The organism is Lysobacter niastensis (assembly GCF_015453285.1).
GTDB classification, from domain to species: domain Bacteria; phylum Pseudomonadota; class Gammaproteobacteria; order Xanthomonadales; family Xanthomonadaceae; genus Lysobacter_J; species Lysobacter_J niastensis.
Genome location: NZ_JADLZT010000006.1, coordinates 118,495 through 143,854, shown reverse-complemented (window position 1 = coordinate 143,854; position 25,360 = coordinate 118,495). Strand labels below are relative to the sequence as shown.

Sequence of the window (25,360 nt, the reverse complement as noted above, 5' to 3'; positions counted from 1 at the left end):
ATGCTGTTCGACAGCCACTGCCACCTCGATGCACCTGAGTTCGACGGCGACCGCGCGGCAGTGGTTGCACGCGCGCGCGCAGCCGGCGTGACCCGCCAGGTCGTGCCGGCCGTGGACGCTGCCGGGTGGCCGAAGCTTCGCGACGTGTGCCGTGCGGATGCGGGACTGCATCCCGCCTATGGCCTGCACCCGATGTACCTGGCATCGCATCGCGACGAACACCTCCAGCAGTTGCGCGAATGGATCGACAGGGAAAATCCGGTCGCGGTTGGCGAATGCGGCCTCGACTACTTCATCGAGGGACTCGATCGCGACCTGCAACGCCACTATTTCGAAGGCCAGCTGCGCCTGGCGCGCGAGTTCGACCTGCCGGTCATCGTGCATGCGCGCCGTGCGGTCGACGACGTGATCTCGGCGATCCGCAACGTCGGCGGCCTGCGCGGCGTCGTGCACAGCTATTCCGGCAGCGAGGAGCAGGCCAGGCAATTGTGGAAGGCAGGGTTCCTGCTCGGCCTGGGCGGTCCGGTGACCTACGACCGCGCCAACCGGCTGCGCCGGCTGGTGGCGACGATGCCGCTCGAGTATCTGCTGCTGGAAACCGATGCACCCGACCAGCCCGACGTGGACATCCGGGGCCAACGCAACGAACCGGCGCGGCTGGCGCGGATACTGGACGTCATCGCCGGGCTGCGCGGCACTGCACCGGAGACACTGGCCGAAGCTACCTCCCGCAACGCGGAACGGCTTTTCGGTCTCGCCGCCGCGTAAGGTTCGCTACGCCTTTTTCTTCAACAGCAACTCCAGCGCACGTCCGGTGGCGGCAAACGCGAACGTGCCGGTGATGTGCGTCGCAGCACCGAGGCCGACACCGCAATCGAGCTTGAGCGCCGCATCACCGCTGGCCTGCGGCCGGACGCCGCACACCGTTCCGTCGGGCTGCGGATACTTGACGTTCTCGAGCGAATAGATCGCGGAGATGCCGAAGTAGCGATCGGCGTTCTTCGGGAAGTTGAACTCGCTGCGCAATTTCTTGCGCACCAGCGCCAGCATCGCATCGTGCTCGGTGCGCGACAGGTCGCGAACGCGCACGAGGGTCGCATCGGTGCGCCCGCCAGCGGAGCCCACCACGATCAGCGGCAATTTGCGGCGTCTGCACCAGGCTGCCATCTCGACCTTCGTGCGGAAGCTGTCGCAGGCGTCGATGACCAGATCGAAGCCACGGTCCAGCATCTCGGACAGGTTCGACGGCGTGACGAAACTCGACACGGATTCCGCCGTGATCAGCGGGTTGATCGCGCGGCAACGCTCGGCCATCGCCTCGACCTTGGAACGGCCGTACTGCCCCGCCAATGCCGGCAACTGGCGGTTGGTGTTGGACACGCAAAGGTCATCGGCGTCGATCAGCGTCAGGTGCCCGATGCCGCTGCGCGCGAGCGCCTCCACGACCCACGACCCGACGCCGCCCATGCCCACCACCGCCACACGGCAGGCGGCGAAACGAGCCACCGAGCCGGCACCATACAAACGGTCGACACCGGAGAACCGTTCCTGCCAGGCAGGGTCCAAAGTCAAAGTCACATCGTTCATGCCGCCCATTGTAGCGGCGCGCCCAATGCCACCGCCTGCCCGCAGCGGCCGTGATAAGGTGCGGCCACGTCGCGACCGCAGAGTCAAGGAGAAGATGTCATGAGCGATCCACAGGCCGGCACCGCCGTCCGCAAGAGCCACGCCACCCGATACCTGTTCCTGTTCCTGATCGGCCTCGTGATCGGCGTCATCGCCACGGTGATGGCGATGCGCGCGATCGACGCGCGCCGCGATCACTTCCCCGACAGCGTCATGCAGGTGCAGCAGTGGCACCTCGGCCAGCTCAAGGACCGTGTCTCCGAGAACCGCTGCGCCGCCACGGACACGCTGCCGCACCTGAAGGCACTGCGCACCATGACCGACAACCTGGAGCCGGCCTTCGCCGACCTGAAGGACGATCCGCGATTCCGCGATCACGCCAGCAAGATCCGCGGCACGCTCGATGCAGCGCTGGCCAACCCGCCGCTCAACTGCGAAGGCGTCGGCAACACCGTCAAGAGCATCGGCGAAGGCTGCAAGGCCTGCCATCAGGATTTCCGCGGCTGATACCGCGCTTTCCCATCGCCGCGCGCGACGCCAGTGCGCGGCGATCACACGGCGTTGACACTTCGCGTCGCGATTGAAGGACTGTTCACGGGCCCCCGTCTAGGTTTGGAGTCACGCAGCGACACGTGTCGCCGCGACCAATCCTCATCAAGGAGTTCGTCATGAATGGTCGCACCCGTTTTCGTATTGCCGCTGCAGCTACTGCGACTGCCTTGGCGCTCGCCGGCTGCGCTACTTCGCCATCATCGGGCTACAGCAGTTACCCCCAGTCGACTTACGGTGGAAGCACGGCCAACTGCTACGACTGCGGCACAGTGACGCGGGTGGAGCAGGTCACCAGCGGCAGCAGCGCGCCTGGCGCCACCGGCGCGGTACTCGGCGGTATCGTCGGCGCCGTCGCGGGTCACGAGATTTCGCGACATACCGGCGGCAGCGAGGGCAACCAGAACGTATCGGCCGCGGTCGGCGCAGTGGGCGGCGCGGTGGCCGGCAATGCAATCCAGAAGAACACGTCGGCTTCCTATAACGTCTATGTGCGCATGAACGACGGCCGCACCACGGTCGTTACACAGACCGATCTGGATGGCATCCGCCAGGGTTCCTATGTTCGCGTCTACAACGGTCGCGCCTGGGCGCAGTGATCACTGCGCGGTCGCAGTAGAAAAAACAAAGGCCCGCGATTCGCGGGCCTTTGTCATTGCCGGTGCTCCGGAGCGAGTCCGTCACCAGCACTGGTACCCGCTCGGCGGCGTACCACTCTGCGCGCGCACCCCGACATGCGTCAGTGTCAGAGTCCCGCACTTGGTATCGCTGGTCGCCTGGCCGCGCTGCGGAACCGCCTGCAGTGTGTAGGCACTCGCCGAGATGGCGCTGGCGCTGACCCGGTACCAGTCGTTCTCCGAAGTCATCTGGTCGACGCCGTTGCACCCTGCGGCGTTGTACGCATTGAATCGCGTGAAGCATCGCTCCAGCCGGCTGGCCACCTCATTGAGCGCGGCCTTGCCTTCGGCCCGGCGCGTCTTGCGGACCTGCTCCTCGTAGCTTGGGTAGGCGATCGCGGCCAGGATCGCGATGATCGTCACCACGATCATCAGCTCGATCAGGGTGATGCCGCGCATCGCGGCGCGCGTGGCGGTCGTCTTCATGGCCAGAACTGCCTCCAGGACGTGCGGCCGCGCGGCAGAGTGTCGCGTTCGCCGACCTCCTGGATGTTGCCAGTGGCGCCCGACATGATCTTCTTCTGCAGGCCCTGTCCCGGCACGTTGATGATGCTCGGCGTCTGCAGACCGCCCACCGTCGACTTGACGCCGGACGCCGGCACTTGCTGGTTGTTGTGGGTGATCGTGTCGCCCTGGTTGCCCGGCGTGGAGACGGTGAACAGACCATCACCGTTGATGTCGAGGATCGGACTGTCGAAGCGGCCGCCGTCGCGGGCCTGCAATTCCATCAGCCAGCCGTCGGAACCGCCGCTACAGGCGTCGCCAGGCATCAGCGTCGTGAAGATGATGCGGCCGCCCTGCAGCACCGGATCGGCTACGACGCGCTCGCCGAGGAACCCGGCTGCGCTGTAGATCAGGTCGACGTACCAGCCCTTGTGGCTGGTGGTCAGCGCATTGCGCGAGGTCACCCGGTACGACCCCACGTTGGGCAGCGTCACCTCGTTCTGGATCGTCTGCTGCAGCAGTTCGCTGCGACCAGCGACCACGGCGCGGTTGTTGGCGTTGTCGTCATAGATGGCATAGAAGCTCTGCACCGGACCGGTCGCACCGGCGGTGAGGGAGTTGTCGCCGTCTTCGAAGAACTTGCCGGTGCCGAAGTAGATCGTCTGGCCTGCGGCATACGGGCCACGGCCCACCACCGGACGCACGGTGATCGGCTGGCGGCTGGCCGCCGGGCACGCATAGATGTTGTTGACGTTGCCGGATGCGCAGACGGTGACCAGTGGGCGCGGATCGTTGGCCTGGCCGTGATGGACGCGCCAGTTGTTGGTCGAGCTCGAGTCGACGTCGAACCGCCACAGGTTACCCATCAGGTCGCCCGCGTAGATCATGTCGATGACGGAATCGCCGTTGGTATCGACCGGGTACGGGGGCGACAGGCCGTTCGCTGGATTGCTCGCTGGGTTGTAGTCCGGATCGGTGTCGATCGGCGCCCGCGCGTTGGCCGGGCCGGTCATCAGCTCGCCAGTCTCGATATCGACGATGAAAAGCTTGGCCGACTTGTTGAGGCCATACCCGCTGCCGAAGATCGCCGCCCATCGGCCGTTGGCCATGCGCTGGATGCTGGGCTGACCCATGACATACCCGAGATCGGGATGGGTGAACTCCCACAGCACTTCCGGTGCGGTCGCCGCGGTCGGGTTGCTTACGTCGATGGCGACGATGCTGCGGCCACCCGCGCCCATCGTCGTGACCAGCACCGTGTGCCACGCATTGCCGAAGTAAGCGTCGCCAGCAACGGGTTGTCCGTCGACGTAATAGCGGTGCGTGTAATCGCTGCGCGGCAACTGGGCCAGGGCCGGCGACTGGCCGAGACCGGCAGCCATGAACTCGGACGGGATGAAGGCCCACTGCTCGACGCCGTCGGACGCACGGAACGCGTGCAGCATGCCGTCGTTGGCGCCGATGTAGACCATCGCCGTGCGGTCGGCCTTGCCGAACCGGAACGCCTGGTACGAATCGCGGCCATCGGCACCCGAAGGCAGGCGGTCGTAACCGAAGTTGTCGGTGCCGACGTAACGCGGACTGGAGTTGACGATGTCACCCAGCGACGAGGCACGCTCACGCAGCCGCACCGTGCCCGGGGTCGGCACGCCCTGCACGGAGCGGTCGCCGCGGATCCAGGCGACGCGGCGCTGCCCGGCGCCGTCGCTCTGCGAGGTATTGGCCGGATTGAGGTTGAACGAGGCCTGCTGGGCGGTCGTCAGCTGATCCCATGCGAACGACGTTCGCTGGCCTGACGCATTGCGGAAATAGATGTTGCGGACGCCGTGCGCCGGTATCGACCCGGCCGCGCTCCAGCGCGGGGTCGACGAGACCGTACCGCCGGTCTGGATCTCGTGGGCGGCGAGCTCACCGGTCCACTGCGAGGCGTCGAAATGCGCCTGGAACAGGAGCGAGCCGCCGCCGGCGCGCGTGGACGACGATGCGGTGCGCGAGCCCGAGCCTTCCGAGTTGGAGATGATCGACTCCAGCGCCTGGCGCAGACGGTTGGTCAGTTCGGTGCTGGAACGCGCGTTGAGCATCTCGCCGCGGCCGTTGACCGAGGCGTGGTACAGGTCGTCGACCTGCACCGGGCTGCGCTGCGCGGTCGGATCGACCCACGCCGGGGCCGCCGTGTACGCGTCGGCCACGCGCTGGTGCGTGACGCCGAAGATGTTGCCCTGCGCGCCGAGCGTAATGCCGTAGTGGTTCACGTGCGGATTGGAGTTGCAGTCCAGCTGCGGGTCGCGATTGGCGGCGCGGCAACCCACCGGCACCGGCACCTGGCCACTGGCCAGGTCGGTGCGGATGCGCGTGTAGTACTTCATCGCGATGTCGGCGATGGTGTTGCTGTAGGCGTCCTGATACGGCGTGCCCTTGTTGTTGTCGGCGTTGCCGACGCCCGAGGACGTGCTGGGAGTGGAGAAGCCGTCGGTGAACTGAAGGACGAAGTTCTTCTGACAGGCGTGCTGGACGATGCCGGTGCTGGTGCTGTCGAACTGGTCGCCCGCGAACTTCAGGCCTTCACGGTTCGGAGTACCGCCGTTGTTGCCGCCGATGCCGTAGAACCAGTCGTAGACGCTGCTGCGCTGGGTATCGAAGTCGTACATCGTGACGTTGTTGGGGCGATTGTTGATCGGCGTGCCGCCCAAACGGATCCCGCTGATGTCGTTGAACGCTTCGCCCATGCCCGCGCGCAGCGCCAGGTGGCGCTTGCGGTGGTACTGGAACCAGTTGGCGAAGTTCTGCATCTCCGGCGTGCCCGACGCGATCTCCGTGCGGGTCAGGCAGTAGCCGTCCGGCGCCAGCGCCACGACGCCGTTGCTGAAACTCGCCGAGCCCGGATTGGAGAAGAACGCCGCATAAGCCGCCGGGGCCGGCGTCGAGCAGTTGTAGTTGTTGCCGCCTACGGTGTAGGCCGAAGCCTCAGTACGGCGGCTGTAGTACGTCGCGACCTTGTAGGTGAAGTCGTAGTTCCGCCCAACGACGTCGTTGTTGTTGGTGAGCTCGTTGGTCCGCATCGCCGTGCCATCGGGCTTGTGCATGCCCGGGTGCAGTCGGAACGAGTGCGTCACGTTGCCGGTGACATTGATCGTGGTCGTGCCGAGGGGATCGGTCTTGACCGCCGCGGGCGTCGCAGCCGCGAAGGTCGTGGCGCCTTCGCTCGGCCATGGCGCATAGGTCACGGCGGGGTTGTAGTACTGACCGTTGTAGTCCGGGCTTCGCGCAAACGCGAACTCCAGGGTCGGCGGAACCGCGAAGTGGTCGTTGTCGGCATCGGCGTAGATGCGCGGCTCGACGGGGAACAGGTAGACGTACTTCTTCCACGTGCTGTTGGCGTCGCCGACATTGTTGAAGTTGAGTCCGGCGCCACCGCCTCGACCGCTGGAGGATCCCCAGAAGCCGCGGTTGCCCGTGTCCCACCACAACGCGCCGTCGTTGGTGGGATACAGGCCCTCGCCGTCCATGCTGCCGGAGTTGTCGATCACCAGCATCAGGTTGGGCTTGACCCGCGTGCCGATAGTCAGTGGCTGCTGTGCGATACCGGCCTGGACGTCCTTGCCCGGCGTCAACGCCGAGATGCCCAGAACCAGCGCCGTCGCCGACAGCGCGCCCCACATGCTCGATTTCATGTCGTCCCCCTGCCCCTCGGTCAACGCCGGTAGGTGGTTTGCAGAATCACGAAGGTGTCGCCGCGCTGGCCGTAGCCACGCGCGCTGATCCTGTACACCGTGGTTTCCTGCGGCTGTTCGGTCGGATTGAGGCCGCCACCTGGATCTGGCACGGGAGGCAGTTCCTCGATCGCGATCTGCGCGTTCGCGCCGTCGATGGAGTAACTGATCTTGCCGTTGCCGCCCGCGTCCCACGCGGTCGGCGTGCTGAAGTCCGGCGCGGGCTTGGCGGCGTAGTGGTACCAGCCATTGGCGGTGAGTACGTTCGGCAAGGTTCCGTCGACCAGCCCTTCGCCGTGTCGCAGCGCTGCTTCGGTGGTCTGGAAGGCCTGGTCGAGCTGGCGCGAGTTGCCGACCAGACGCTCCATCAGCGTCGACCCGCGCATGGCGGCAAGCACCAGCAGCGTGAGCACGATGAGGATCATCAGGCTGATCATCAGCACCGAACCGCGGGCGCGATGCGCAGGAACGCGACGTGCAGGGATGGGAAGCATCGGGCGCGCGGTCATGGCAGGCGGTTCCGTAGCGAAATGGTCATGGAGAACACGCGGCGCTGGCGGCGGTCATCGACTGGATTGACGGTGGTTCCCGCCAGCGAATAGGTGGCGGAGTCGTCCTGCGCGAGGCTGTTCTCCTGCGCCCGGGCCAGCACCGACATCTGCACGGTGCGGACCTGGCTCCAGTCGGTGACGCCGGCCGCGGTCTGGTAGCTGTTGATGGCGAAGTCGCCGTCGCTGTCCACGCCGTAGAGCAGCTGCATGGACTCGATGCCGCTTACCAGTTCCTCCGCGCGCAGCTGGCGCTGGTTGGGAGTGCTGTCCGGAGCCAGCAGCGTCGCGCGGAACAGCGACGGTGCATTGCCGGAGCCGCGACCGATGAAGTACGCCGTGCTGGTTGCACGGGCGATCATCGCGCCGTCGCGGAAGGCGCTGCCGTTGGGGCCGTTGCCGGCAATGTTGCTGGCGTTGCCGGGCGACACCGTGTTGCCGTTGGACCCGACCACGTTGGTCCTGCCGCCGGCCTGGGTCACGTTCGTGGCCTGGAAGATCATGCCCTGCGCGCAGTCGGTGACGAACAACACGTCGCCCAGCGAAATGTCGTTGCCGGTCTGCACGAACATCTGCGAGCCGCTGTTGAACGGGTCGACCAGGGGCCAGGTCTGCGCGCCGATGCCACCGAGCAGGAGCACATCCGAACCCGGGATCGCCAGGTTCAAGTCGCGCAGCGTCTGCGGCAAGGTGGCGTTCCACGTACCGCCGGGCGCAGGATCGCTGGCCGCCAGCGTCAGCGTGCTCCCGGGGGCGCTGCCATTGGCTTCGAACCCCATGATCGCGGCCGTGAACTGCCACGGGAACGCGGTGCCGCCGTTGAGATAGTTGGTAACGGGGAACTGCGCGCCCGGCATGGTCCGGCTGGCGCAGCCGGTCAGTCCGGCCATCCGCACGTCACGGGCAACGAACTCCAGCGCATAGCGGCCGGTTTCCTCGACGCCGGACTTCTGGTCCTGGGCGACGAAGGTCATCTTGGTCGACAGGTAGACCTGCAGGACCGCGCCCAGCAGCAGCAGGCCCAGGACCATCGCCACCATCAGTTCGATCAGCGACAGGCCCACGGTACGCCCGAGTGACGGACGGAATCCGTTCCGCTTATTCGCAATCTGCGACGTCCGCATCATTGGGTACATAGGCGCGTGCTCTCGCTGAAGGTCAGCAACGCTGGATCGCCGGCAACCAGCGGCGCGTTCTCGGCACCCTGGTCGCCGCGCGCGTCGTTCCAGCGCACGGTTACGGTGGCCACCCGGGTGGTGGCATTGACGGCGATCGAACCGGTGCCCTCCGGCAGCGCCTGGGCGATGCGTGCCCGCCACTGCCGCAGATCGGTGCTGGGCAGATCCGTGCCGGAGCCGGGCGTGCCGGTCAGTGCCAGGTTGTAGGACCCGACCAGCGCCGCGGCGCAGTTGCCGCGCATCCGCTCGATCATGTCGTGGTTGAGCTGCGTAGCCTGGCCGCGCATGAAGGCGTTGTGCTGGGTCTTGATCGACAACAGCTGAAGCGACGCGAGTCCCAGCAGCCCCATGGTCGTGACCACCAGCGCGACCAGCACTTCGATCAGGCTGAAGCCTCGTTGTGTGCGTGAGGTTTTCATTGAGTGCACGACTCCGCGGCGCTGCGAATGCGGCCGATGCGGTTGACGGTGATCCTGCGGAGCTGGTTGCCGCGGCACAGGCTGTTGCGCAGGACGAAGCTGCGCTCGCCAAGGGTTCCTGCCGTGCTCCAGCTGAGGGTGCCGGTGGGCGAGTAGCGGTACCACTGGTCGGCGCCGGTAAGCGTGAACCCTGCATCGGTCGCGGCCGACACCGACACCATCCGGCTTTCGTAATCGGCGCCCGAACTGCTAGCGGGAGCCGCGGGCGTGCCACTCATGGCCGTATCCTGGAATACCACCCAGCCGGTGGCCCAGTCGGTGCTGGCACTGCAGGAGCGTTGATTGGTACTGGCGCAGACAGTGACAGGCTGGCCCCTGCGCAGCGCTTCGGCGCGCGCGACATTCAGTGCCGTGACCAGCGCGTTGTTGGCGGCTGCCAGACGATTGGCACGCAGCAGGTCGGCGAACGACGGCGTCGCCATGGCGAGCAGGATCGCCGCCACAGCCAAGGTGACCAGTAGTTCCACCAGCGTGAAACCGCGCGATAGAGCGCGCATGCGTCCCCTCCCCCTGTCCTTGTCCTTTCCTTCCCCTGACGCCCGGGCTGGGCGCTACCGTCATCCCCGAGATCGACGGCGGCCAATACAGCCGACATGCGGCATAAAATAGCGGATGGAATGGCCAAATAAACCGACCAGCGGTTTTTTTATCACAAAATCTGGAAGCGGTCGCATATTTTGACGCCCGCCCGTCGGGTTCCCGTCACTGCGCGGCGAGCCTCATCCGGCTAGTGTCGGCCGGTCCGCGTCCGCGGGCCTCACCAACACACTCCGGGGGTTTCGAATGGAATTCCGCCTCATGCACGTCGTTTCCGGCGCTGCCGTCCTGGCCGGCGCCGTTGCCGCCGCCACCGCCGCACCTCCTCTCGCCAAGACCAATCCCCTGCGCATCAGCGTCGTGGCCGCACCGGCGCAGGCGGGAGGCTTCCTCGGCGCGATCGAGGTAACCGTGACCAACACCAGCCGGCACACCGTGCGCGTTCCCAACTGGGAACTGCCGTCGGAGTTCATCGATTCGAAACTCTTCGGCGTCAGCCGGGACGGCGTCGCAGTCCAATACGAAGGCGCCCTGATCAAGCGCGGCCTGCCGCAGGCGGCCGACTTCACGATCCTCCGTGCCGGCGAAACCCTGCGTCGCGTGGTCGACCTGTCGAGCGCCTACGACCTGTCGAAGACCGGCGAGTACGTCGTCACCTTCCGCTCGCCGTTGCAGCACGCTTCGCTGTCGGACGGCAGCATGCTCCAGCAGGGCAACGGGCTTCCGATGCTCGCCCAAAGCGCTCCGCTGCGGCTCTGGGTGGATGGCGCCGACCAGCTTGGCGCGGCCAAGGGCAATGGCACTGCCGGCAAGGGCAAGCCGGGGACCGGTGGCACGGTCGTCAACGGCGTGACCTACAAGGGCTGCTCGACTACCCAGATCAACGGTGCCGGCGACGCGGTGGTATCGGCGCGCGGATACGCCGAGAACGCCAAGGGATACCTTGCCGCCGGCACACCGGGGTCGCGCTACACGACGTGGTTCGGCGCCTACACCACGTCGCGCTTCAACACGGCAAGCCAGCACTTCGTCGCGATCGATGCGGCCATCGACCAGAACAATGGCCAGGTCACGATCAACTGCGGCTGCAACCAGAATTACTACGCCTACGTGTACCCGACCCGGGAATACGAGATCTTCGTCTGCAGGGCCTTCTGGACCGCACCTCGCACCGGCACGGATTCCAAGGCCGGCACCCTGATCCATGAAATGAGTCATTTCAATGTGGTCGCTGGCACCGACGACGTCGTCTACGGCCAGACCGGGGCGAGAAACCTCGCGGCCACGGATCCCAATGGCGCGCTCAACAACGCCGATAACCACGAGTATTTCGCCGAGAACACGCCGTCACTCAACTGAGGCCTGGCACTGCCGGCGGCGGCCCATCTGGGCCGCCGCTGCTGTTTTGGAGAAAGCAAAAAAGAAAACCCGGCCGAGGCCGGGTTTTCCTGAAGTCCCATGCGCGGAAAACCGCGCCAGGCCTCTTTTGATTACATCGGCTCGACGGCGTCAGCCTGCAGGCCCTTCTGACCCTGGACGACCGTGAAGGTGACCTTCTGGCCTTCCTTCAGGCTCTTGAAGCCCTGGGACTGGATGGCGCGGAAGTGCACGAAAACGTCTTCGCCATTCTCGCGGCTGATGAAGCCAAAGCCCTTAGCGTCGTTGAACCACTTGACGACACCGGTTTCGCGGTTGTTCGACATTTATACTTTCTCCTTGGAACATTGGTTGTAAGCGCGTTTACGACGCGTGCTGGTTGCAAGGAGGAAGCGAGGTGCAACGATGTAGCGGATCGATGGATCAACCGCATCGGGCCACGATTCACGGTGACCCTGGCAAACACAGCGACCGCACGGTACCCCGCACCGGATGAAAATGCAATCCGTGCAAAGTCGCCCCAAGAACGGATTACGGAATGGACCCCACACCTATTTATTACGTATTGGCAGGCCTGCTTATCCTGGTCGGAATCGCAGGCACCGTGCTGCCCGCGCTGCCGGGATTGCCCCTCGTATTCGCCGGCATGCTGCTGGCCGCCTGGGCCGGCGACTTCCAGCAGGTCGGATGGATCCCGCTGGTGATCCTGGGCCTGCTGACCCTGCTCTCCCTCGGCATCGATTTCCTGGCCACCTCGATGGGCGCCAAGCGGGTGGGCGCCAGCAAGCTCGCCGTGGCCGGGGCGATGCTCGGCACGCTGGCGGGCCTGTTCTTCGGTCCGCTCGGACTGTTCGTCGGTCCGTTCGTGGGTGCGCTCGCGGGCGAGCTCATCCATGGCCGCGAAGTGCTGCATGCCACCCGCGTGGGCTTCGGCACGTGGCTGGGCATCGTCTTCGGCGTGGTGCTCAAGCTCGGCCTCGCCTTCGCGATGGTCGGCCTGTTCGCGCTGGCCTGGTTCGTCTGACCGCCCGAAAATACCGGGCCGACATTCACTATCGAGGCAGTGTGGCGATGCCAGACTGCCAGCGAAAAACCGATACGCCACCGAGCGACGCATGACGCCAGCTTTCAAGCGCGACAGTCTCCCAACTCTCCGACCCACGATCCTGTTGCTGGCTGCGGCCTCCGCCGCTCCCCAACCGGTCCATGCCCAGACGCCGGCCACGCCCGCCACTCCCGAAGCGTGCCTCTCGATCAATATCGATGCCGATCGCCTGGCCTGCTACGACGCCGCCCTCGGCCGCAGCGCGCGCGACACGCAACGCGCCGACATCGCGGCCAAGGAGGCGCGCGCGATCCAGAAGAACCTGGAGCTCGCCGACCAGATCCAGCCGACCGAACCCACCGAGGCCACATCGCCAACGCAGGGCGACCTCTACGTCCATGACGATCCGCTGCGAAGCGCGATCGCCAATGCCGGCAAGGGCTCGCTGCTCGACAGCCGCTGGGAGCTGGCCCGCGATTCCAAGCTCGGCATCTTCAACTTCCGGGCGTACAAGCCGGTCTACCTGCTGCCCGCGTTCTGGAGCAGCAGTCCCAACGAGACGCCGCTTTCGCCCAATCCGCTCAACACGGTGCAGGAACCGATCCCGGTCGACGCGCTCGAGGCCAAGTTCCAGCTGAGCTTCAAGACCAAGGCCTGGGAAAACATGTTCGGCGACAACGGCGACCTGTGGATGGCCTACACCCAGAGCTCGCACTGGCAGGTCTACAGCCCGGAGACCTCACGGCCGTTCCGCGAGACCAACTACGAGCCCGAAGTGATGCTGATGTTCCGCAACAACTATCGGCTCGGGGGTTGGAACGGGCGGATGGCGGGCGTCAGCTTCAACCATCAATCCAACGGCCGCGCCAATCCGCTTTCGCGCAGCTGGAACCGCGTCATCGGCATGGTCGGGCTCGACCGCGAGAACTGGGCGCTGACGGTCCGGCCCTGGTGGCGAGTGCCGGAGAGTGGTGCCGACGACAACAACCCTGACATCCAGGACTACGCCGGGCGTGCCGACGCCACGCTGGTCTACCGGTACGACGGCCACGAGTTCGCGCTGATGGGCCGCCACTCGCTGCGGGGCGGCGATCGCTCTCATGGCGCCGTGCAGTTCGACTGGGGCTTCCCGATCCACAACAGCCTGCGCGGCCATCTGCAGGTGTTCGACGGCTATGGCGAGAGCCTGATCGACTACAACCACCGCGCCACCTATGTCGGACTGGGGGTCTCGCTGCTGGAGTGGTACTGAGCGCCGCCGGTTCGCAGGCTGTGCGACCGGCGTCGCGGATCATGACGTCCCATTGCCGGATGCTGGAGAAGGAATGCAGGGAGTGCAGGGAGACGTCACGATGAAGATGCGCCGCATCCTATCCTTGGACGGCGGCGGCATACGCGGCCTGGTCAGCTGCCTGTGGCTCGGTGGCGTCGAGGACGCGCTCATCCACGCCGGCAAGCCTGGCATCCTCAAGAGCTTCGACCTGCTGGCGGGCAGCTCGACCGGCGCGATCATCGCCTGCGGGCTCGCACTCGGTTTTCCGCCCGGTCAACTGGCGCAGCTGTACCGCGAACAGGGCCACGACATCTTCCCGGGCATGGCCGGACGCCTGTGGTCCCGCGCCGGCCGGATGTTCACCCAGGGCATCTCCGCGCCCCGCTACGACGGCAAGGGCCTGGAAAAGGTGCTGAAGAAAGTCTTCGGCGCCGCGACGCTGGGACAGGCGAAGAAGCCCCTGCTGATCACCAGCTACGACACGATTTCGCGCACGCCGATCGTGTTCAAGAGCTTCAAGCCCGAGCATGCGGACCTGCCGATGTGGGAGGTCTGCCGCGCATCCTCGGCCGCACCCACCTATTTTCCCGCGCACCCGATGAAGGTGGAGGGCCATCGCCGCGCGATGATCGATGGCGGTGTCGTGGCCAACAATCCGACCGCGTGCGCCATCGCCGAAGCATTGCGCAAGGATGCGCGCGTCGACAGCGCACAGGACCTGGTGGTGCTGTCGGTGGGCAGCGGCGAGCGCAACCGTCCGATCGACCTGAAATCCGCGCAGGAATGGGGCGCGGTGGAATGGGCCATCCCCATCATCGACGTGTTGTTCGATGGCAGCACCGACGCCGTCGACTACATCGCGCAGCACCTGGTCGGCGATGGTTACTTCCGGTTGCAGGCCGAACTGCTGGCCGGACTGGACGACCTGGACGATGTCAGCGCGACCAACATCGCCGCGCTGGAGACCCTGGCCCGGAACTATCTGATCGACGCAGCCACGCAAGCCAAGCTCGCCGCACTGGCCACCCGACTGTAACGGGCGGCTTCATTTTCACCGGAAAACGAGAAGCCCGGGACATGCCCGGGCTTCCTGCGTACCGCGATCGTGCAGCGCGTTATTCGACGACGACCGGGATCTTGCCGATGCGCGCCTGCCACTCGCGCGGGCCGGTCTTGTGCACCGACTCGCCTGTGGAATCCACGGCCACCGTCACCGGCATGTCCTGCACGTCGAACTCGTAGATCGCTTCCATGCCGAGATCGGCGAAGCCGACGACCTTGGCCGCCTTGATCGCCTTGGACACGAGATAGGCCGCACCGCCGACCGCCATCAGGTAGGCCGAGCCGTGCTTGCGGATCGCCTCGATGGCTGCCGGGCCGCGCTCGGCCTTGCCGACCATGCCCATCAGGCCGGTCTGCGCCAGCACCTGCTCGGTGAACTTGTCCATGCGCGTGGCCGTCGTCGGGCCAGCCGGGCCCACGACTTCGTCGCGCACCGGATCGACCGGGCCGACGTAATAGATGAAGCGGCCCTTGAGGTCGACCGGCAGTTCCTCGCCCTTGTTGAGCATGTCGACCATGCGCTTGTGCGCGGCATCGCGGCCGGTGAGCAGCTTGCCGTTGAGCAGCAGCACCTCGCCCGGCTTCCAGCTGGCCACTTCCTCCTTCGTCACCGTGTCGAGATTGACGCGGCGGCCCTTGGAGGCGTCGTAGGTCAGCTCCGGCCAGTCGGCGAGCGACGGCGGATCCAGCATCACCGGGCCGCTGCCGTCGAGCGTGAAGTGCGCGTGGCGGGTCGCGGCGCAGTTGGGGATCAGCGCCACCGGCAGGTTGGCGGCGTGGGTCGGGTAGTCCTTGACCTTGATGTCCAGCACCGTGGTCAGGCCGCCCAGGCCCTGCGCGCCGATGCCCAGCGCGTTGACCTTGTCGTACAGCTCCAGGCGCAGCTCCTCTGCACGGCTGGACGCGCCGCGAGCCTGCAGCTCGGTGATGTCGATCGGCTCCATCAGTGCTTCCTTGGCCAGCAGCATCGCCTTCTCGGCGGTGCCGCCGATGCCGATGCCGAGCATGCCCGGCGGGCACCAGCCGGCGCCCATCGTCGGCACGGTCTTGAGCACCCAGTCGACGATCGAGTCGGACGGGTTGAGCATCGCGAACTTGCTCTTGGCTTCCGAACCGCCGCCCTTGGCCGCGACGATCACCTCGACCGTGTTGCCCGGGACGACCTTCACGTTGACCACGCCCGGCGTGTTGTCCTTCGTGTTGGTGCGCTTGCCGGCAGGGTCGGCCAGCACCGAGGCGCGCAGCTTGTTGTCCGGGTGGTTGTAGGCGCGGCGCACACCCTCGTGGACCATCTCCTCCACGCCCATCGTGGCGTCGTCCCAGCGCACGTTCATGCCGATCTCAAGGAACACCGTGACGATGCCGGTGTCCTGGCAGATCGGGCGGTGACCCTCGGCGCACATGCGCGAGTTGATCAGGATCTGCGCGATAGCGTCCTTGGCTGCCGGCGACTCCTCGCGCTCGTAGGCGGCGGCGAGGTTCCGGATGTAGTCGACCGGGTGGTAGTAGCTGATGTACTGAAGGCCGTCGGCGATCGACTGGATCAGGTCTTCCTGGCGGATCGAGACGGGCTGACCGGCGACCGGGCGGCTCGGGGACTGGCTTGGACTCACGGCGGGCTGGGACTGGCGGTTGGGGCCGGTATTTTAGCGGCTGGGACGGGAGCGCGGTCGGGACACCCCACGCTTCACCCGCCGAGCGACCGGCGGCCAAGCCTTCACGTGTCCGCCACGGACCGCATGGAACGTTTGACCGGGCGTAACGTGGCCTCATGCCGGCCGCGCATCCACCCACGGGGAGCTCGCCATGCCGTTGTCGACGCGCCAAGCAATCGCAGGTGCCGCCTGTTTTTCCCTCCTGACCCTGATGCCGTCCGCCGCGCTGGCGGTCGAGCCGCTGGACACCTTCAGCTTCCGGCTGAGCGGCTATGTCAGCAAGTTCGATACCGAAATCCGTGCCGACGGCGAAACCGAGCGCGGCACGCCCATCGACCTGGAGCGTGACCTGGGTCTGGACAACGACAACATCATCGCCAACCTCGGTCTCACCTGGCGCCCCTGGGAAAACCACGAGTTCGGCCTCTCCTACTACACGCAAAGCTCCGACAAGACCCGTCAGACCCAGCGCACCTTCGAGTTCGATGGCACCGTCTACGAGGCCCAGAGCACCGTGCGCGTCGACTTCGACATCGACTCCTACGAGGCCTACTACGTGTGGTGGGCAGCCAACAATGAGACCTGGGCCCTTGGGCCGCGCGTGGGCCTGCTCTGGTACCGGATGAAGCTGGGCCTGTCGCTCGATATCGACTCCAGCGGCAACCAGGTGGGCGGCGCGATCAGCAACGATGTCTCTGCCGACCTGCCCGCGCCGACCATCGGTGGCAGCTGGCGCTGGGCCTTCGCCGACGATTGGCGCATGTCCGCCGATGCCGGCTATTTCTCGATGAACGTCAACGATGTCGACGGCGACGTCTACTTCGGCCGCATCGGCGTCGAGTGGTTCCCTTGGGACCGCTCGGGCTTCCTGCTCGACTACACGACCAGCAAGATCAGTGTCGATGCCGACAAGTCGGATTTCTCCGGCAATGTCGATTTCAATGACAGCGGCCTGCGCCTGGGCTACGTCTACCGTTTCTGAGCCCCTTCGAGCGCGCCACTGATCGCGTGGTGGCGCGTCTCCTGCCGGCGGCATTCACCGGCCATCATCGCGGGGCGGGCAGAATCGGCGCATGTCGTCATCTGCCATACCCGCATCCGGGAAACCCAGCCTTCGTGAGCGCTTCGATGCGCTGCGCAACTTGCCGCCCTTTCTGCGGCAGATCTGGAGCACCAGCCCGGGCCTGACCCTCACCACGCTGGGACTTCGCGTGGTGAGGGCGTTCCTGCCGATCGCGACGCTCTATGTCGGCAAGCTCATCATCGACGAAGCGGTACGCCTGGTCGCAGCGGGCGTGCAGTTCGAATCGGTCGGCGCGGCCTGGCACAGCGACCAGCTCGACACGCTCGCATGGCTGCTGGTGGTCGAGTTCGCACTGGCGATCGGATCCGACCTGCTGGGCCGGCTGATCAGCTACGGCGATGCGCTGCTGTCGGAACTGTTCACCAACGCGACCAGCGTGCGGCTGATGGAGCATGCCGCGACGCTCGACCTGGAGGATTTCGAGGATCCGGACCTGCAGGACAAGCTGGACCGCGCGCGCCGGCAGACGATGGGGCGCATGAACCTGATGAGCCAGTTGTTTGGCCAGGTGCAGGACACGATCACCGTCCTCAGCTTCGCCGCAGGCCTGCTCGTGTACGCGCCATGGCTGATTGCGTTGTTGGCGGTGGCGCTGGTGCCGGCCTTCGTCGGCGAAGCGCACTTCAATGCGCTGGGCTATTCGCTCAACTTCGCCTGGACGCCGGAACGTCGCCAGCTCGAGTACGTACGCCAGATGGGCGCGAGCGTGGAAACAGCGAAGGAGGTGAAGATCTTCAACCTCCATCGCTATCTGATTTCCAGATACCGCGAACTGGCCGACAAGTTCTTCCGGGCCAATCGCGCCCTCGCCCGCCGACGCGCCGTGTGGGGCACGCTGCTGGCGGCATTGGGCACGCTGGGCTACTACTTCGCCTATGCCTACATCGCCTGGCGCACGGTCAGGGGCGACTTCAGCATCGGCGACCTTACCTTCCTCGCCGGCAGCTTCCGCCGCCTGCGCCAGCTGCTCGAAGGACTGTTGGTAGGCTTCTCGCAGGTCGCCGGGCAGGCGCTCTATCTCGATGATCTGTTCTCGTTCTTCGAGATCCAGCCGGAGATCGTCTCCCCGGCTAATCCGCTAGCCGTGCCCCGCCCGATCGCGCGTGGCTTCGTGTTCGAGAATGTCGGCTTCCGTTATCCAGACGCCGAACGCTGGGCGTTGCGCAACCTCAGCTTCGAGCTGCACGCCGGCGAGGTGCTCGCGCTGGTCGGCGAGAACGGCGCCGGCAAGACCACGCTGGTCAAGCTGCTCGCGCGCCTGTACGACCCCGACGAAGGCCGCATCATGCTGGACGGCCGAGACCTGCGCGAATACGACCTGGACGAACTGCGCGCCAGCATCGGAGTGATCTTCCAGGACTTCGTCCGCTATCACCTGACTGCCGGCGAGAACATCGGCGTCGGCCAGATCGATGCGATGGGCGACCGCGAGCGCGTCCGCGACGCTGCGCGCCGGGCGATGGCCGACGAGGTGATCGAAACCCTGCCGCAGGGTTACGACCAGGTGATCGGCCGACGCTTCAAGACCGGCGTCGACCTCTCCGGAGGACAATGGCAGAAGATCGCGATCGCCCGCGCCTACATGCGCGATGCGCAGGTGATGATCCTCGACGAGCCGACGGCGGCACTGGACGCGCGAGCCGAGTTCGAAGTGTTCCAGCGCTTCAAGGAACTGTCGGAAGGCAAGACCGCCGTGCTGATCTCGCATCGCTTCAGCAGCGTGCGCATGGCCGACCGGATCCTGGTTCTCGCCGAAGGACGCCTCGAGGCCAGCGGCACACACGAGCAATTGCTTCGACAGGGCGGCCGCTATGCCGAACTGTTCGAACTGCAGGCTTCGGGCTATCGCTGAAATGCCGCCAACACCTGCCCGATATGATCGACGGGATTTCGCTACGCTTCCCTTATCCATACGACGGAACTGCCACATGCTTCCTTCCAATCGCACACTGATCGCCCTCGGTTTGTCGCTGGCCCTTGCCGCCTGCCAGGCGCCGATGAATGAAGCCGCCTCGGCCACGACTGCCTCAACCGCGGCGCCGAAGCAGTTGCCGTCGCAGGAGGTGTCGAGCAAGAACGGCGCCGTCCGCGTCACCACGATCGCATCTGGCCTCGAACACCCGTGGTCGGTCGCGCTGCTGTCCGACGGCGGATTCCTGGTGACCGAACGCCCGGGACGCCTGCGCCGTGTGTCCGCCGATGGTGCGCTGTCTGCGCCGCTGTCCGGCGTGCCGCAGGTGTGGGCCGAAGGTCAGGGCGGCCTCCTCGATGTCGTGCTTGCGCCCGACTTCGCCACCAGCAGGCGCATCTACCTGAGCTACTCCGAACCGGGCCCGGACGGGAGCGCCGGCACCGCCGTGTCGATCGCCACGCTAGGCGATTCCGGCCTGAGCGACGTGCGTCGCGTGTACCAGCAGCAACCCAAGCTGGTCGGCCCCAACCACTTCGGCTCGCGCATCGTCTTCGACGGCAAGGGCCACATGTTCATCAGCCAGGGCGAGCGCAACGATCGCCCGACCGCGCAGAAGCTCGACATGCTGCAGGGCAAGCTGGTGCGCCTGAACCTCGATGGCAGTGTCCCCGCCGACAACCCGTTCAACGGCCGCAAGGATGCACGCCCGGAAATCTGGAGCTATGGCCACCGCAACATGCAGTCGCTGGCCCTCGATCCGCGCACCGGCAAAGTGTGGGAAGCCGAACACGGCCCGCGCGGCGGCGACGAGATCAACATCCCCGAGCCCGGCAAGAACTATGGCTGGCCGATCATCACCTACGGCATCAACTACTCCGGCCTGAAGATTCCCGAGGCGATCGGCACGTCCGCGCCGGGCATGGAGCAGCCCCACCATTACTGGCCGGTCTCGCCCGCGCTGTCGGGCATGGCGTTCTACACCGGACACGCGGGCAGCAAGTGGAACGACAGCCTGTTCCTGGGCGCACTCTCGGACGGCAGCCTGATCCGCCTCTCGCTCGACGGCGACAGGATCACGGGTGAGGAGCGGCTGCTGAAGGAACTGGGCAAGCGAATCCGCGACGTGCGCGTCGGCGCGGACGGCAAGATCTATGTGCTGACCGACGAGGCCGACGGCCAGTTGCTGCGCCTGGACGCGCCAGGCAACTGAGGTCCGCTAGTGGGTGGCGCCGCCCTGCACCGGCATGGCGGCGACATCCGACGTCAATTCCTGCGCGAGCTTGGACTCGAACTGCTCGAAGCTCAGGCCCTGCCCGGCCGCCTCCTCCGTGGCTGCGGCGCGCAATGCCGCGGAACAGGTCAGCCGCACTTCCGTGCCTTCGCGCTCGTGCAGTTCGGCGGCGCGCCGGAGGATCGCCAGCACGCGGGCCGCGCTGTGCGTCTCGCCGACGATGCGGCCTCCCAGGCCCAGGGTCCACTCGCCTTCGCGACGGACGATGCCGCCGAGCAGCGTGCCTTCGGGATCACGGAGTTCGGCGTGCGGCTCGATCGATGGACGCTCGGGCGACGCTGTCTTCTGCTTGGACAGCCTGCGCTTCTTCGCATCGCGGCGCGCCTTGGAATGGATGGACATCGGCGCACCTCCCGGGAACTCAGCCCATGATACCCGCGGCCGCCCCCCATACACCCGCGCCAGTGGCGTAAAATTCGCCCAGATTCACTCCCCCGCCCCCGCAATGTCCTCTGCTTTCGGCACCGAAACCGTGCTGGACGTCCGTCACTGGACGGACGACTACTTCAGCTTCACCACCACGCGCGACGACGGCTTCCGCTTCGACAACGGCCAGTTCGTGATGATCGGCTTGCAGGTGCCGCAAGCCGACGGTTCGACGCGCCCGCTGTTGCGCGCCTATTCGATCGCCAGCGCGAACTGGGAGGAGCAGCTCGAGTTCTTCAGCATCAAGGTGCCCAACGGCCCGCTGACGTCGCGCCTGAAGTCGATCCAGCCGGGCGACCAGGTACTGGTCGGGCGCAAGCCCACTGGCACGCTGCTGATCCACGACCTGCATGCCGGCCGCAATCTGTACCTGCTCGGCACCGGTACCGGTTTCGCGCCGTGGCTGGCGATCATCAAGGACCCGGAAACCTACGAGCGCTTCGACAAGGTCATCCTGACCCATGGCGTGCGCAACGCGCAGGACCTCGCTTACCGCGACTACATCGTCAACGAGTTGCCGCGCCACGAGTTCCTGGGCGAGCAGATCGCCGCCAAGCTCAAGTACTACCCGGCGGTGACGCGCGAGGACTTCCGGTTCAACGGCCACGACCACCGCGGCCGCCTCACCGACCTGATGGCCAGCGGCCAGATGATGGAGCAGCTCGGCATCGAGCCGCTGGATTCCGGGCGCGACCGCGCGATGATCTGCGGCAGTCCGCAGATGCTGGCCGACTTCCGCGCGCTGCTGGACGGTCGTGGCTTCACTGCTGCGCCGCGCATCGGTACGCCCGGTCAGTACGTGTTCGAGCGCGCTTTCGTGGAGAAGTGAGCATCTCGCCGCCGGATTGACCAGGATCAAGTACCGGAAAGCACCGGCTCGGTATGCTCTGGTTGGGCATGCACCGGAGAAGTCCAGATGAAGATCTTGCTCGCGGTCGACGGCAGCGACATCAGCCTGCGCGCCGTCAAACACGTCATCGCGCTATCCAAGCAGCTGGCCAAACCGCCGCAGGTAATCCTGGGCAACGTCGATGTTCCGTTGCTACAGCGCGTCGCAGTGACCCTCGGGGCACAAGGCGTAGCGCGCTACCACGCCGAGAATGCGGAAGCGATGTGCGGCAAGGTACGGCGCATGCTGCGCCGTGCCGGCCTCGCGTTCGAGGAGGAGATCCACGTGGGCGACGTCGCCGACGTGCTGCTCGGCATCGCGAAGAAGCGGCGCGTCGACCTGATCGTGATGGGCTCGCATGGCAACGGCCCGCTACGCGGCATGTTCCTCGGCTCCGTCTCGGCCAAGGTGATCTCGCACACGACCCTTCCGGTGACGATCGTGCGCTGATATGCCCGCACGGACAGGCACCGGCTGCCGGGAGCGCGGCTTACGCCAGTGCGGTCTCGATGTCCCTGGCGATCGACTCGGGCTTGTCGGTCGGCGCGTAGCGCTTCAGCACGCGGCCGTCGCGACTGACCAGGAACTTGGTGAAGTTCCACTTGATCGCATCGATGCCGAGGATGCCGCCCTTCTCGTCCTTCAGCCACTTCCACAGCGGATGGGCCGCATCGCCGTTGACGTCGATCTTGGCGTACATCGGGAATGTGACGTCGTAGTTCAGCGAACAGAAGTTCTTGATCTCGGCTTCGTCGCCCGGCTCCTGGTGACCGAACTGGTCGCACGGAAACCCGAGCACCGCCATTCCACGGTTGCCATAGTCGCGCCAAAGCTTTTCCAGGCCGGTGTACTGCGGGGTGAACCCGCATTGCGAGGCCACGTTGACGATCAGCAACACCTTGCCGCGGTATTCGTCCAGCGAACGGGCTTGGCCGTCGATGTCGGTGGCGGTGAAATCGTAGGCGGTGGTCATGGGGAGTCCTCCGTTCGTCGTTTGCCGAAGGATAGCGCAGCACGTCGTACGGACGCACAAAAGACAACGCCGGGCGAGCCCGGCGTTGTCAGTGCACAACAAACGATCGAGGCAGACGTCAGAAGGTCGCCTTGAACTCCGCACCGAACAGGCGCGGCTCGTTGATCATGCCGGTCAGGTTGTTGAAGTCGATCGCGCCGACCACCTGCACCTCGTCGGTGATGTTGCGGCCGTACAGGGCAACGTCGTACTTGCCGTAGCCCCAGGTGTAACCCAGGCGCAGGCCACCCTCGACCAGCGACTTGCCGGTGAACTCCACCGAGTCGTACAGGAAGAAATTCACTTCGCTGCGGTAGACCCAGTCGGTGTAGGCGTAGAACTCGCCGCCGTTGTCCATCGGGATGCCCCAGCGAAGGGTCAGGTTGTGCGTCCACTCCGGCGCCTGCGGCAAGCGGTTGCCGTCGATATTGGCACGCGCAGTCCAATCGCCCGTCACCGGATCCTGCTCGAAGACATGCGGGTCGCGGATCGTGCAGTTGGCCTCCGGGTTCGGGAACTTCTGGCCGGTACCGCAGGCCGAGACCACCAGGTCGGGATCGTCGATTTCAGTGTCGTTGTAGCTGCTGCCCAGGGTCAGCAGCAGCGTGTCGGTCAGGTAGGCCTGGAAGTCCAGCTCGAAGCCCTGACCCGTGGACTTGTCGGCGTTGAGCAGGATGTTGGAATTGGCCGAGCCACCGACCGCGGTGAGCTGCTGGTCCTTGACCTCGTAGTAGAAGATGCCGGCGTTGATGCGCGCACGGTTGTCCCACAGGTCGGCCTTCATGCCCATTTCGAACGACGTGGAGGTCTCCGGCTCGGCGACCGACTTGGCGTTGAACGCGCCGGCCGCCTGGATGCTGCTGCCGCGGTAGCCCGTGGCGACGCGACCGTAGACGTTGACGTCGTCGTTGATCTCGTACGTGGCCGACAGGTCCCAGCTGAACTTCTGATCGTCGGTCGAAGCCGACAGGTCGCCGTCCGGCTCCTGCGCGGCCAACTGCTCGATGGTGCACTTCGCCAGGTCAGGGCGGTTGAAGATGAACTGATAGCGGATGCACGGCGCAAAGCCGTCCGCGAAGTACTCCTCGACCTTCAGATCCTTCTTGTCCCAGGTGTAGCGCGCGCCCGCGCGCAGCTCGAGCTTCTCGGTCGCCTGCCAGGTCGCTGCCGCGAACACGGCCCACGAGTCGTTGGTCTGGTTGACGCGCTCGTAGCCGTCCTGCTGGTTGTTGTTGAGCGAGTCGTAGCTGAAGCTTTCGACGTCGTAGTCTTCGTTGAAGTAGAACAGGCCGCCCTGCCAGTTCCACGCACCGTCGTAGTTCGACTCGATGCGGAACTCCTGGGTCCACTGCGAGTGGTCCGGAATGCCGTCGGCGGTTTCCGAAGCAAACGGGATGATGCCCGGGCCGGAGTTGCCCGGACCGAGGAACACCGCACCGAAGCCGCCGTCGATGTCGCCGCGGCTGAAGGTGTCCAGCGTCTCGTAACCGGTGATCGAGTACAGCGTGTAGTCGTCGTTGAGTTCCCAGCTCAGGCGGGCATTCGCGCCGAAGCTGTCCAGTTCGGAGTGGTTCAGGCCGTCCAGCGAGACCTTGTCCTCGTCGAAGCCGTCGACCAGGTTGTTGGTGCCCGGCTCGATGATGTTGGCGCGGAACACGCGCGCGGTGCCGTTGAGGTGGCGCGCGTGCACGTTGAACAGCGCCTCGAAGCCCTCGCCTTCGTACAGCGCCTGCAGGCGCGCGGCGGATTCGTCATAGCCTTCGAAGGCATCGTTCGGGCCCGGGAACGTGTTGTTGACCCAGTCGTCGCGGCGCTGGAACAGCACCGACGCGCGCGCCGACCACTGGTCGGTCAGGCCGCCGCCAACGGCGCCCTCGAGGTTCCACATGTTGTCCTCGCCGACGCCGACCTTGCCGTAGCCGCCGAAGTCCTGCGACGGACGGGTCGACTCGAACTTCACCACGCCGGCCGGGCTGTTGCGGCCGAACAGCGAGCCCTGCGGGCCGCGCAGCACTTCGACGCGATCTAGGTCGAACACCGGGAAGCCCTTGAGGATCGGGTTCTCCTGCACGACGTCGTCATAGACCAGCGACACCGGCTGCGACGTGTTGAGGCGGAAGTCGGTGTTGCCGTAGCCGCGGATGTAGAAGCGCGGGAAGGCGCGGCCGAACGAGGATTCGATGTTCAGGCTGGGCACGCGGCCGGACATGAAGCGCACGTCGTTGCCGCCCGAGCCGAGCACGTCCAGCGTCTCGGTATTGATCGTGGTGACCGACACCGGAACGTCCTGCAGGTTCTCGATTTTGCGCTGTGCGGTGACCTGCACCGTATCGAGCGTGCGGGCCTCCGACTGCGCGGGGGCAGCGGTCTGCGCGTCCTGCGCGAGGGCGACCTGGGCCGGCAGCAGCAGCGCGATGGCGGCGGTCAGGGCGTGACGGGGAAGCTTGCGGGCAAGCGGCATGGAAGGCATTCGGGCGGTCTCGATAGGCGGCGCCAAAACGGGCGCCAAGGATTCGAAGGCCGACGCACCGGCACGCCCTCTCCGACATGCTGGTACGGCGATGGAACGAGTCTTCACGTGTGACT

Annotated in this window: 24 protein-coding genes; 12 read left to right on the top strand and 12 right to left on the bottom strand. The window is 65.9% G+C overall.

The window, feature by feature from the left end; translation table 11 throughout:
- The gene (locus IU514_RS11730) at positions 1 to 768 is read left to right on the top strand and encodes a TatD family hydrolase (protein ID WP_194931305.1); all 768 of its coding nucleotides are present in this window, start codon (positions 1 to 3) and stop codon (positions 766 to 768) included.
- Positions 769 to 774: 6 nt separating this feature from the next.
- On the opposite strand, the gene IU514_RS11725 is transcribed toward IU514_RS11730, so the two are convergent.
- The gene (locus IU514_RS11725; protein ID WP_386761003.1) at positions 775 to 1,587 is read right to left on the bottom strand and encodes a tRNA threonylcarbamoyladenosine dehydratase; all 813 of its coding nucleotides are present in this window, start codon (positions 1,585 to 1,587) and stop codon (positions 775 to 777) included.
- A gap of 99 nt (positions 1,588 to 1,686) precedes the next feature.
- Here IU514_RS11725 and IU514_RS11720 point away from each other — a divergent pair, with 99 nt between their 5' ends.
- A complete protein-coding gene (locus tag IU514_RS11720; protein WP_194931304.1) occupies positions 1,687 to 2,133 on the top strand; it encodes a hypothetical protein in 447 nt (148 codons plus the stop codon).
- 161 nt (positions 2,134 to 2,294) lie between these two features.
- Entirely contained in the window at positions 2,295 to 2,774 is a 480-nt protein-coding gene (locus IU514_RS11715) for a glycine zipper 2TM domain-containing protein (protein ID WP_194931303.1), read from the top strand.
- A gap of 81 nt (positions 2,775 to 2,855) precedes the next feature.
- Here the strand turns inward: IU514_RS11715 and IU514_RS11710 are convergent, their stop codons facing one another.
- The 6 genes from IU514_RS11710 to IU514_RS11685 are packed head-to-tail and all read right to left on the bottom strand — an operon-like array spanning position 2,856 to position 9,708.
- A complete protein-coding gene (locus IU514_RS11710; protein ID WP_324187825.1) occupies positions 2,856 to 3,278 on the bottom strand; it encodes a type IV pilin protein in 423 nt (140 codons plus the stop codon).
- Entirely contained in the window at positions 3,275 to 6,967 is a 3,693-nt protein-coding gene (locus tag IU514_RS11705; protein WP_194931302.1) for a pilus assembly protein, read from the bottom strand. The genes IU514_RS11710 and IU514_RS11705 overlap by 4 nt, the downstream gene beginning before the upstream one ends.
- A gap of 20 nt (positions 6,968 to 6,987) precedes the next feature.
- A complete protein-coding gene (locus tag IU514_RS11700; protein ID WP_194931301.1) occupies positions 6,988 to 7,500 on the bottom strand; it encodes a pilus assembly PilX family protein in 513 nt (170 codons plus the stop codon).
- A gap of 11 nt (positions 7,501 to 7,511) precedes the next feature.
- Complete coding sequence (locus IU514_RS11695) at positions 7,512 to 8,618, bottom strand: PilW family protein (RefSeq protein WP_194931300.1); 1,107 nt, start codon at positions 8,616 to 8,618, stop codon at positions 7,512 to 7,514.
- Between the two features lie 59 nt (positions 8,619 to 8,677).
- Positions 8,678 to 9,151, bottom strand: coding sequence for a type IV pilus modification protein PilV (gene pilV / locus IU514_RS11690; RefSeq protein ID WP_194931299.1), 474 nt, complete (start codon positions 9,149 to 9,151; stop codon positions 8,678 to 8,680).
- The gene (locus IU514_RS11685; RefSeq protein ID WP_194931298.1) at positions 9,148 to 9,708 is read right to left on the bottom strand and encodes a GspH/FimT family pseudopilin; all 561 of its coding nucleotides are present in this window, start codon (positions 9,706 to 9,708) and stop codon (positions 9,148 to 9,150) included. The genes pilV and IU514_RS11685 overlap by 4 nt, the downstream gene beginning before the upstream one ends.
- Before the next feature lie 301 nt (positions 9,709 to 10,009).
- On the opposite strand from IU514_RS11685, the gene IU514_RS11680 reads away from it, so the two are divergent.
- Positions 10,010 to 11,107, top strand: a complete 1,098-nt coding sequence (locus tag IU514_RS11680; RefSeq protein ID WP_228760684.1) for a M35 family metalloendopeptidase — start codon at positions 10,010 to 10,012, stop codon at positions 11,105 to 11,107.
- Positions 11,108 to 11,238: 131 nt separating this feature from the next.
- Here the strand turns inward: IU514_RS11680 and IU514_RS11675 are convergent, their stop codons facing one another.
- Positions 11,239 to 11,451: a cold-shock protein gene (locus IU514_RS11675; RefSeq protein ID WP_194931296.1), complete on the bottom strand. Its 213-nt coding sequence runs from the start codon at positions 11,449 to 11,451 to the stop codon at positions 11,239 to 11,241.
- 212 nt (positions 11,452 to 11,663) lie between these two features.
- On the opposite strand from IU514_RS11675, the gene IU514_RS11670 reads away from it, so the two are divergent.
- The 3 genes from IU514_RS11670 (at position 11,664) to IU514_RS11660 (ending at position 14,479) form a co-directional block, all read left to right on the top strand.
- Complete coding sequence (locus IU514_RS11670; protein ID WP_194931295.1) at positions 11,664 to 12,149, top strand: DUF456 domain-containing protein; 486 nt, start codon at positions 11,664 to 11,666, stop codon at positions 12,147 to 12,149.
- Between the two features lie 91 nt (positions 12,150 to 12,240).
- Complete coding sequence (locus IU514_RS11665) at positions 12,241 to 13,422, top strand: phospholipase A (RefSeq protein ID WP_194931294.1); 1,182 nt, start codon at positions 12,241 to 12,243, stop codon at positions 13,420 to 13,422.
- A 100-nt stretch (positions 13,423 to 13,522) separates the two neighbouring features.
- Positions 13,523 to 14,479: a CBASS cGAMP-activated phospholipase gene (locus tag IU514_RS11660; RefSeq protein WP_194931293.1), complete on the top strand. Its 957-nt coding sequence runs from the start codon at positions 13,523 to 13,525 to the stop codon at positions 14,477 to 14,479.
- Between the two features lie 79 nt (positions 14,480 to 14,558).
- Here the strand turns inward: IU514_RS11660 and IU514_RS11655 are convergent, their stop codons facing one another.
- A complete protein-coding gene (locus IU514_RS11655; protein WP_194931292.1) occupies positions 14,559 to 16,118 on the bottom strand; it encodes a fumarate hydratase in 1,560 nt (519 codons plus the stop codon).
- Between the two features lie 193 nt (positions 16,119 to 16,311).
- Between IU514_RS11655 and IU514_RS11650 the strand changes: the two genes are divergently transcribed.
- From IU514_RS11650 to IU514_RS11640, 3 genes are all read left to right on the top strand, one after another.
- Positions 16,312 to 17,142, top strand: coding sequence for a hypothetical protein (locus IU514_RS11650; protein ID WP_194931291.1), 831 nt, complete (start codon positions 16,312 to 16,314; stop codon positions 17,140 to 17,142).
- A gap of 91 nt (positions 17,143 to 17,233) precedes the next feature.
- Entirely contained in the window at positions 17,234 to 19,096 is a 1,863-nt protein-coding gene (locus tag IU514_RS11645) for an ABC transporter ATP-binding protein (protein ID WP_194931290.1), read from the top strand.
- A gap of 76 nt (positions 19,097 to 19,172) precedes the next feature.
- A complete protein-coding gene (locus IU514_RS11640) occupies positions 19,173 to 20,366 on the top strand; it encodes a PQQ-dependent sugar dehydrogenase (RefSeq protein ID WP_324187824.1) in 1,194 nt (397 codons plus the stop codon).
- A 6-nt stretch (positions 20,367 to 20,372) separates the two neighbouring features.
- Here IU514_RS11640 and IU514_RS11635 read toward each other — a convergent pair whose 3' ends face one another.
- On the bottom strand, positions 20,373 to 20,789 hold the full coding sequence (locus tag IU514_RS11635; protein WP_194931289.1) for a hypothetical protein: 417 nt from the start codon (positions 20,787 to 20,789) through the stop codon (positions 20,373 to 20,375).
- A gap of 103 nt (positions 20,790 to 20,892) precedes the next feature.
- Here IU514_RS11635 and IU514_RS11630 point away from each other — a divergent pair, with 103 nt between their 5' ends.
- On the top strand, positions 20,893 to 21,702 hold the full coding sequence (locus tag IU514_RS11630; protein WP_194931288.1) for a ferredoxin--NADP reductase: 810 nt from the start codon (positions 20,893 to 20,895) through the stop codon (positions 21,700 to 21,702).
- A gap of 87 nt (positions 21,703 to 21,789) precedes the next feature.
- On the top strand, positions 21,790 to 22,212 hold the full coding sequence (locus IU514_RS11625; protein WP_194931287.1) for a universal stress protein: 423 nt from the start codon (positions 21,790 to 21,792) through the stop codon (positions 22,210 to 22,212).
- 40 nt (positions 22,213 to 22,252) lie between these two features.
- Here IU514_RS11625 and IU514_RS11620 read toward each other — a convergent pair whose 3' ends face one another.
- Together IU514_RS11620 and IU514_RS11615 are read right to left on the bottom strand one after the other, a co-directional pair.
- Positions 22,253 to 22,735, bottom strand: coding sequence for a glutathione peroxidase (locus IU514_RS11620; protein ID WP_194931286.1), 483 nt, complete (start codon positions 22,733 to 22,735; stop codon positions 22,253 to 22,255).
- A 118-nt stretch (positions 22,736 to 22,853) separates the two neighbouring features.
- Positions 22,854 to 25,235, bottom strand: a complete 2,382-nt coding sequence (locus tag IU514_RS11615; protein WP_386761152.1) for a TonB-dependent receptor — start codon at positions 25,233 to 25,235, stop codon at positions 22,854 to 22,856.
- Positions 25,236 to 25,360 lie beyond the last annotated feature (125 nt).

What these genes read in the sequence shown, in the direction of transcription:
- IU514_RS11730 (WP_194931305.1), top strand. Translation starts at nt 1, where the DNA reads ATGCTGTTCGACAGCCACTGCCACCTCGATGCACCTGAGTTCGACGGC.
- IU514_RS11725 (WP_386761003.1), bottom strand. Translation starts at nt 1,587, where the DNA reads ATGAACGATGTGACTTTGACTTTGGACCCTGCCTGGCAGGAACGGTTC.
- IU514_RS11720 (WP_194931304.1), top strand. Translation starts at nt 1,687, where the DNA reads ATGAGCGATCCACAGGCCGGCACCGCCGTCCGCAAGAGCCACGCCACC.
- IU514_RS11715 (WP_194931303.1), top strand. Translation starts at nt 2,295, where the DNA reads ATGAATGGTCGCACCCGTTTTCGTATTGCCGCTGCAGCTACTGCGACT.
- IU514_RS11710 (WP_324187825.1), bottom strand. Translation starts at nt 3,278, where the DNA reads ATGAAGACGACCGCCACGCGCGCCGCGATGCGCGGCATCACCCTGATC.
- IU514_RS11705 (WP_194931302.1), bottom strand. Translation starts at nt 6,967, where the DNA reads ATGAAATCGAGCATGTGGGGCGCGCTGTCGGCGACGGCGCTGGTTCTG.
- IU514_RS11700 (WP_194931301.1), bottom strand. Translation starts at nt 7,500, where the DNA reads ATGCTTCCCATCCCTGCACGTCGCGTTCCTGCGCATCGCGCCCGCGGT.
- pilV (WP_194931299.1), bottom strand. Translation starts at nt 9,151, where the DNA reads ATGAAAACCTCACGCACACAACGAGGCTTCAGCCTGATCGAAGTGCTG.
- IU514_RS11685 (WP_194931298.1), bottom strand. Translation starts at nt 9,708, where the DNA reads ATGCGCGCTCTATCGCGCGGTTTCACGCTGGTGGAACTACTGGTCACC.
- IU514_RS11680 (WP_228760684.1), top strand. Translation starts at nt 10,010, where the DNA reads ATGCACGTCGTTTCCGGCGCTGCCGTCCTGGCCGGCGCCGTTGCCGCC.
- IU514_RS11675 (WP_194931296.1), bottom strand. Translation starts at nt 11,451, where the DNA reads ATGTCGAACAACCGCGAAACCGGTGTCGTCAAGTGGTTCAACGACGCT.
- IU514_RS11670 (WP_194931295.1), top strand. Translation starts at nt 11,664, where the DNA reads ATGGACCCCACACCTATTTATTACGTATTGGCAGGCCTGCTTATCCTG.
- IU514_RS11665 (WP_194931294.1), top strand. Translation starts at nt 12,241, where the DNA reads ATGACGCCAGCTTTCAAGCGCGACAGTCTCCCAACTCTCCGACCCACG.
- IU514_RS11660 (WP_194931293.1), top strand. Translation starts at nt 13,523, where the DNA reads ATGAAGATGCGCCGCATCCTATCCTTGGACGGCGGCGGCATACGCGGC.
- IU514_RS11650 (WP_194931291.1), top strand. Translation starts at nt 16,312, where the DNA reads ATGCCGTTGTCGACGCGCCAAGCAATCGCAGGTGCCGCCTGTTTTTCC.
- IU514_RS11645 (WP_194931290.1), top strand. Translation starts at nt 17,234, where the DNA reads ATGTCGTCATCTGCCATACCCGCATCCGGGAAACCCAGCCTTCGTGAG.
- IU514_RS11640 (WP_324187824.1), top strand. Translation starts at nt 19,173, where the DNA reads ATGCTTCCTTCCAATCGCACACTGATCGCCCTCGGTTTGTCGCTGGCC.
- IU514_RS11635 (WP_194931289.1), bottom strand. Translation starts at nt 20,789, where the DNA reads ATGTCCATCCATTCCAAGGCGCGCCGCGATGCGAAGAAGCGCAGGCTG.
- IU514_RS11630 (WP_194931288.1), top strand. Translation starts at nt 20,893, where the DNA reads ATGTCCTCTGCTTTCGGCACCGAAACCGTGCTGGACGTCCGTCACTGG.
- IU514_RS11625 (WP_194931287.1), top strand. Translation starts at nt 21,790, where the DNA reads ATGAAGATCTTGCTCGCGGTCGACGGCAGCGACATCAGCCTGCGCGCC.
- IU514_RS11620 (WP_194931286.1), bottom strand. Translation starts at nt 22,735, where the DNA reads ATGACCACCGCCTACGATTTCACCGCCACCGACATCGACGGCCAAGCC.
- IU514_RS11615 (WP_386761152.1), bottom strand. Translation starts at nt 25,235, where the DNA reads ATGCCGCTTGCCCGCAAGCTTCCCCGTCACGCCCTGACCGCCGCCATC.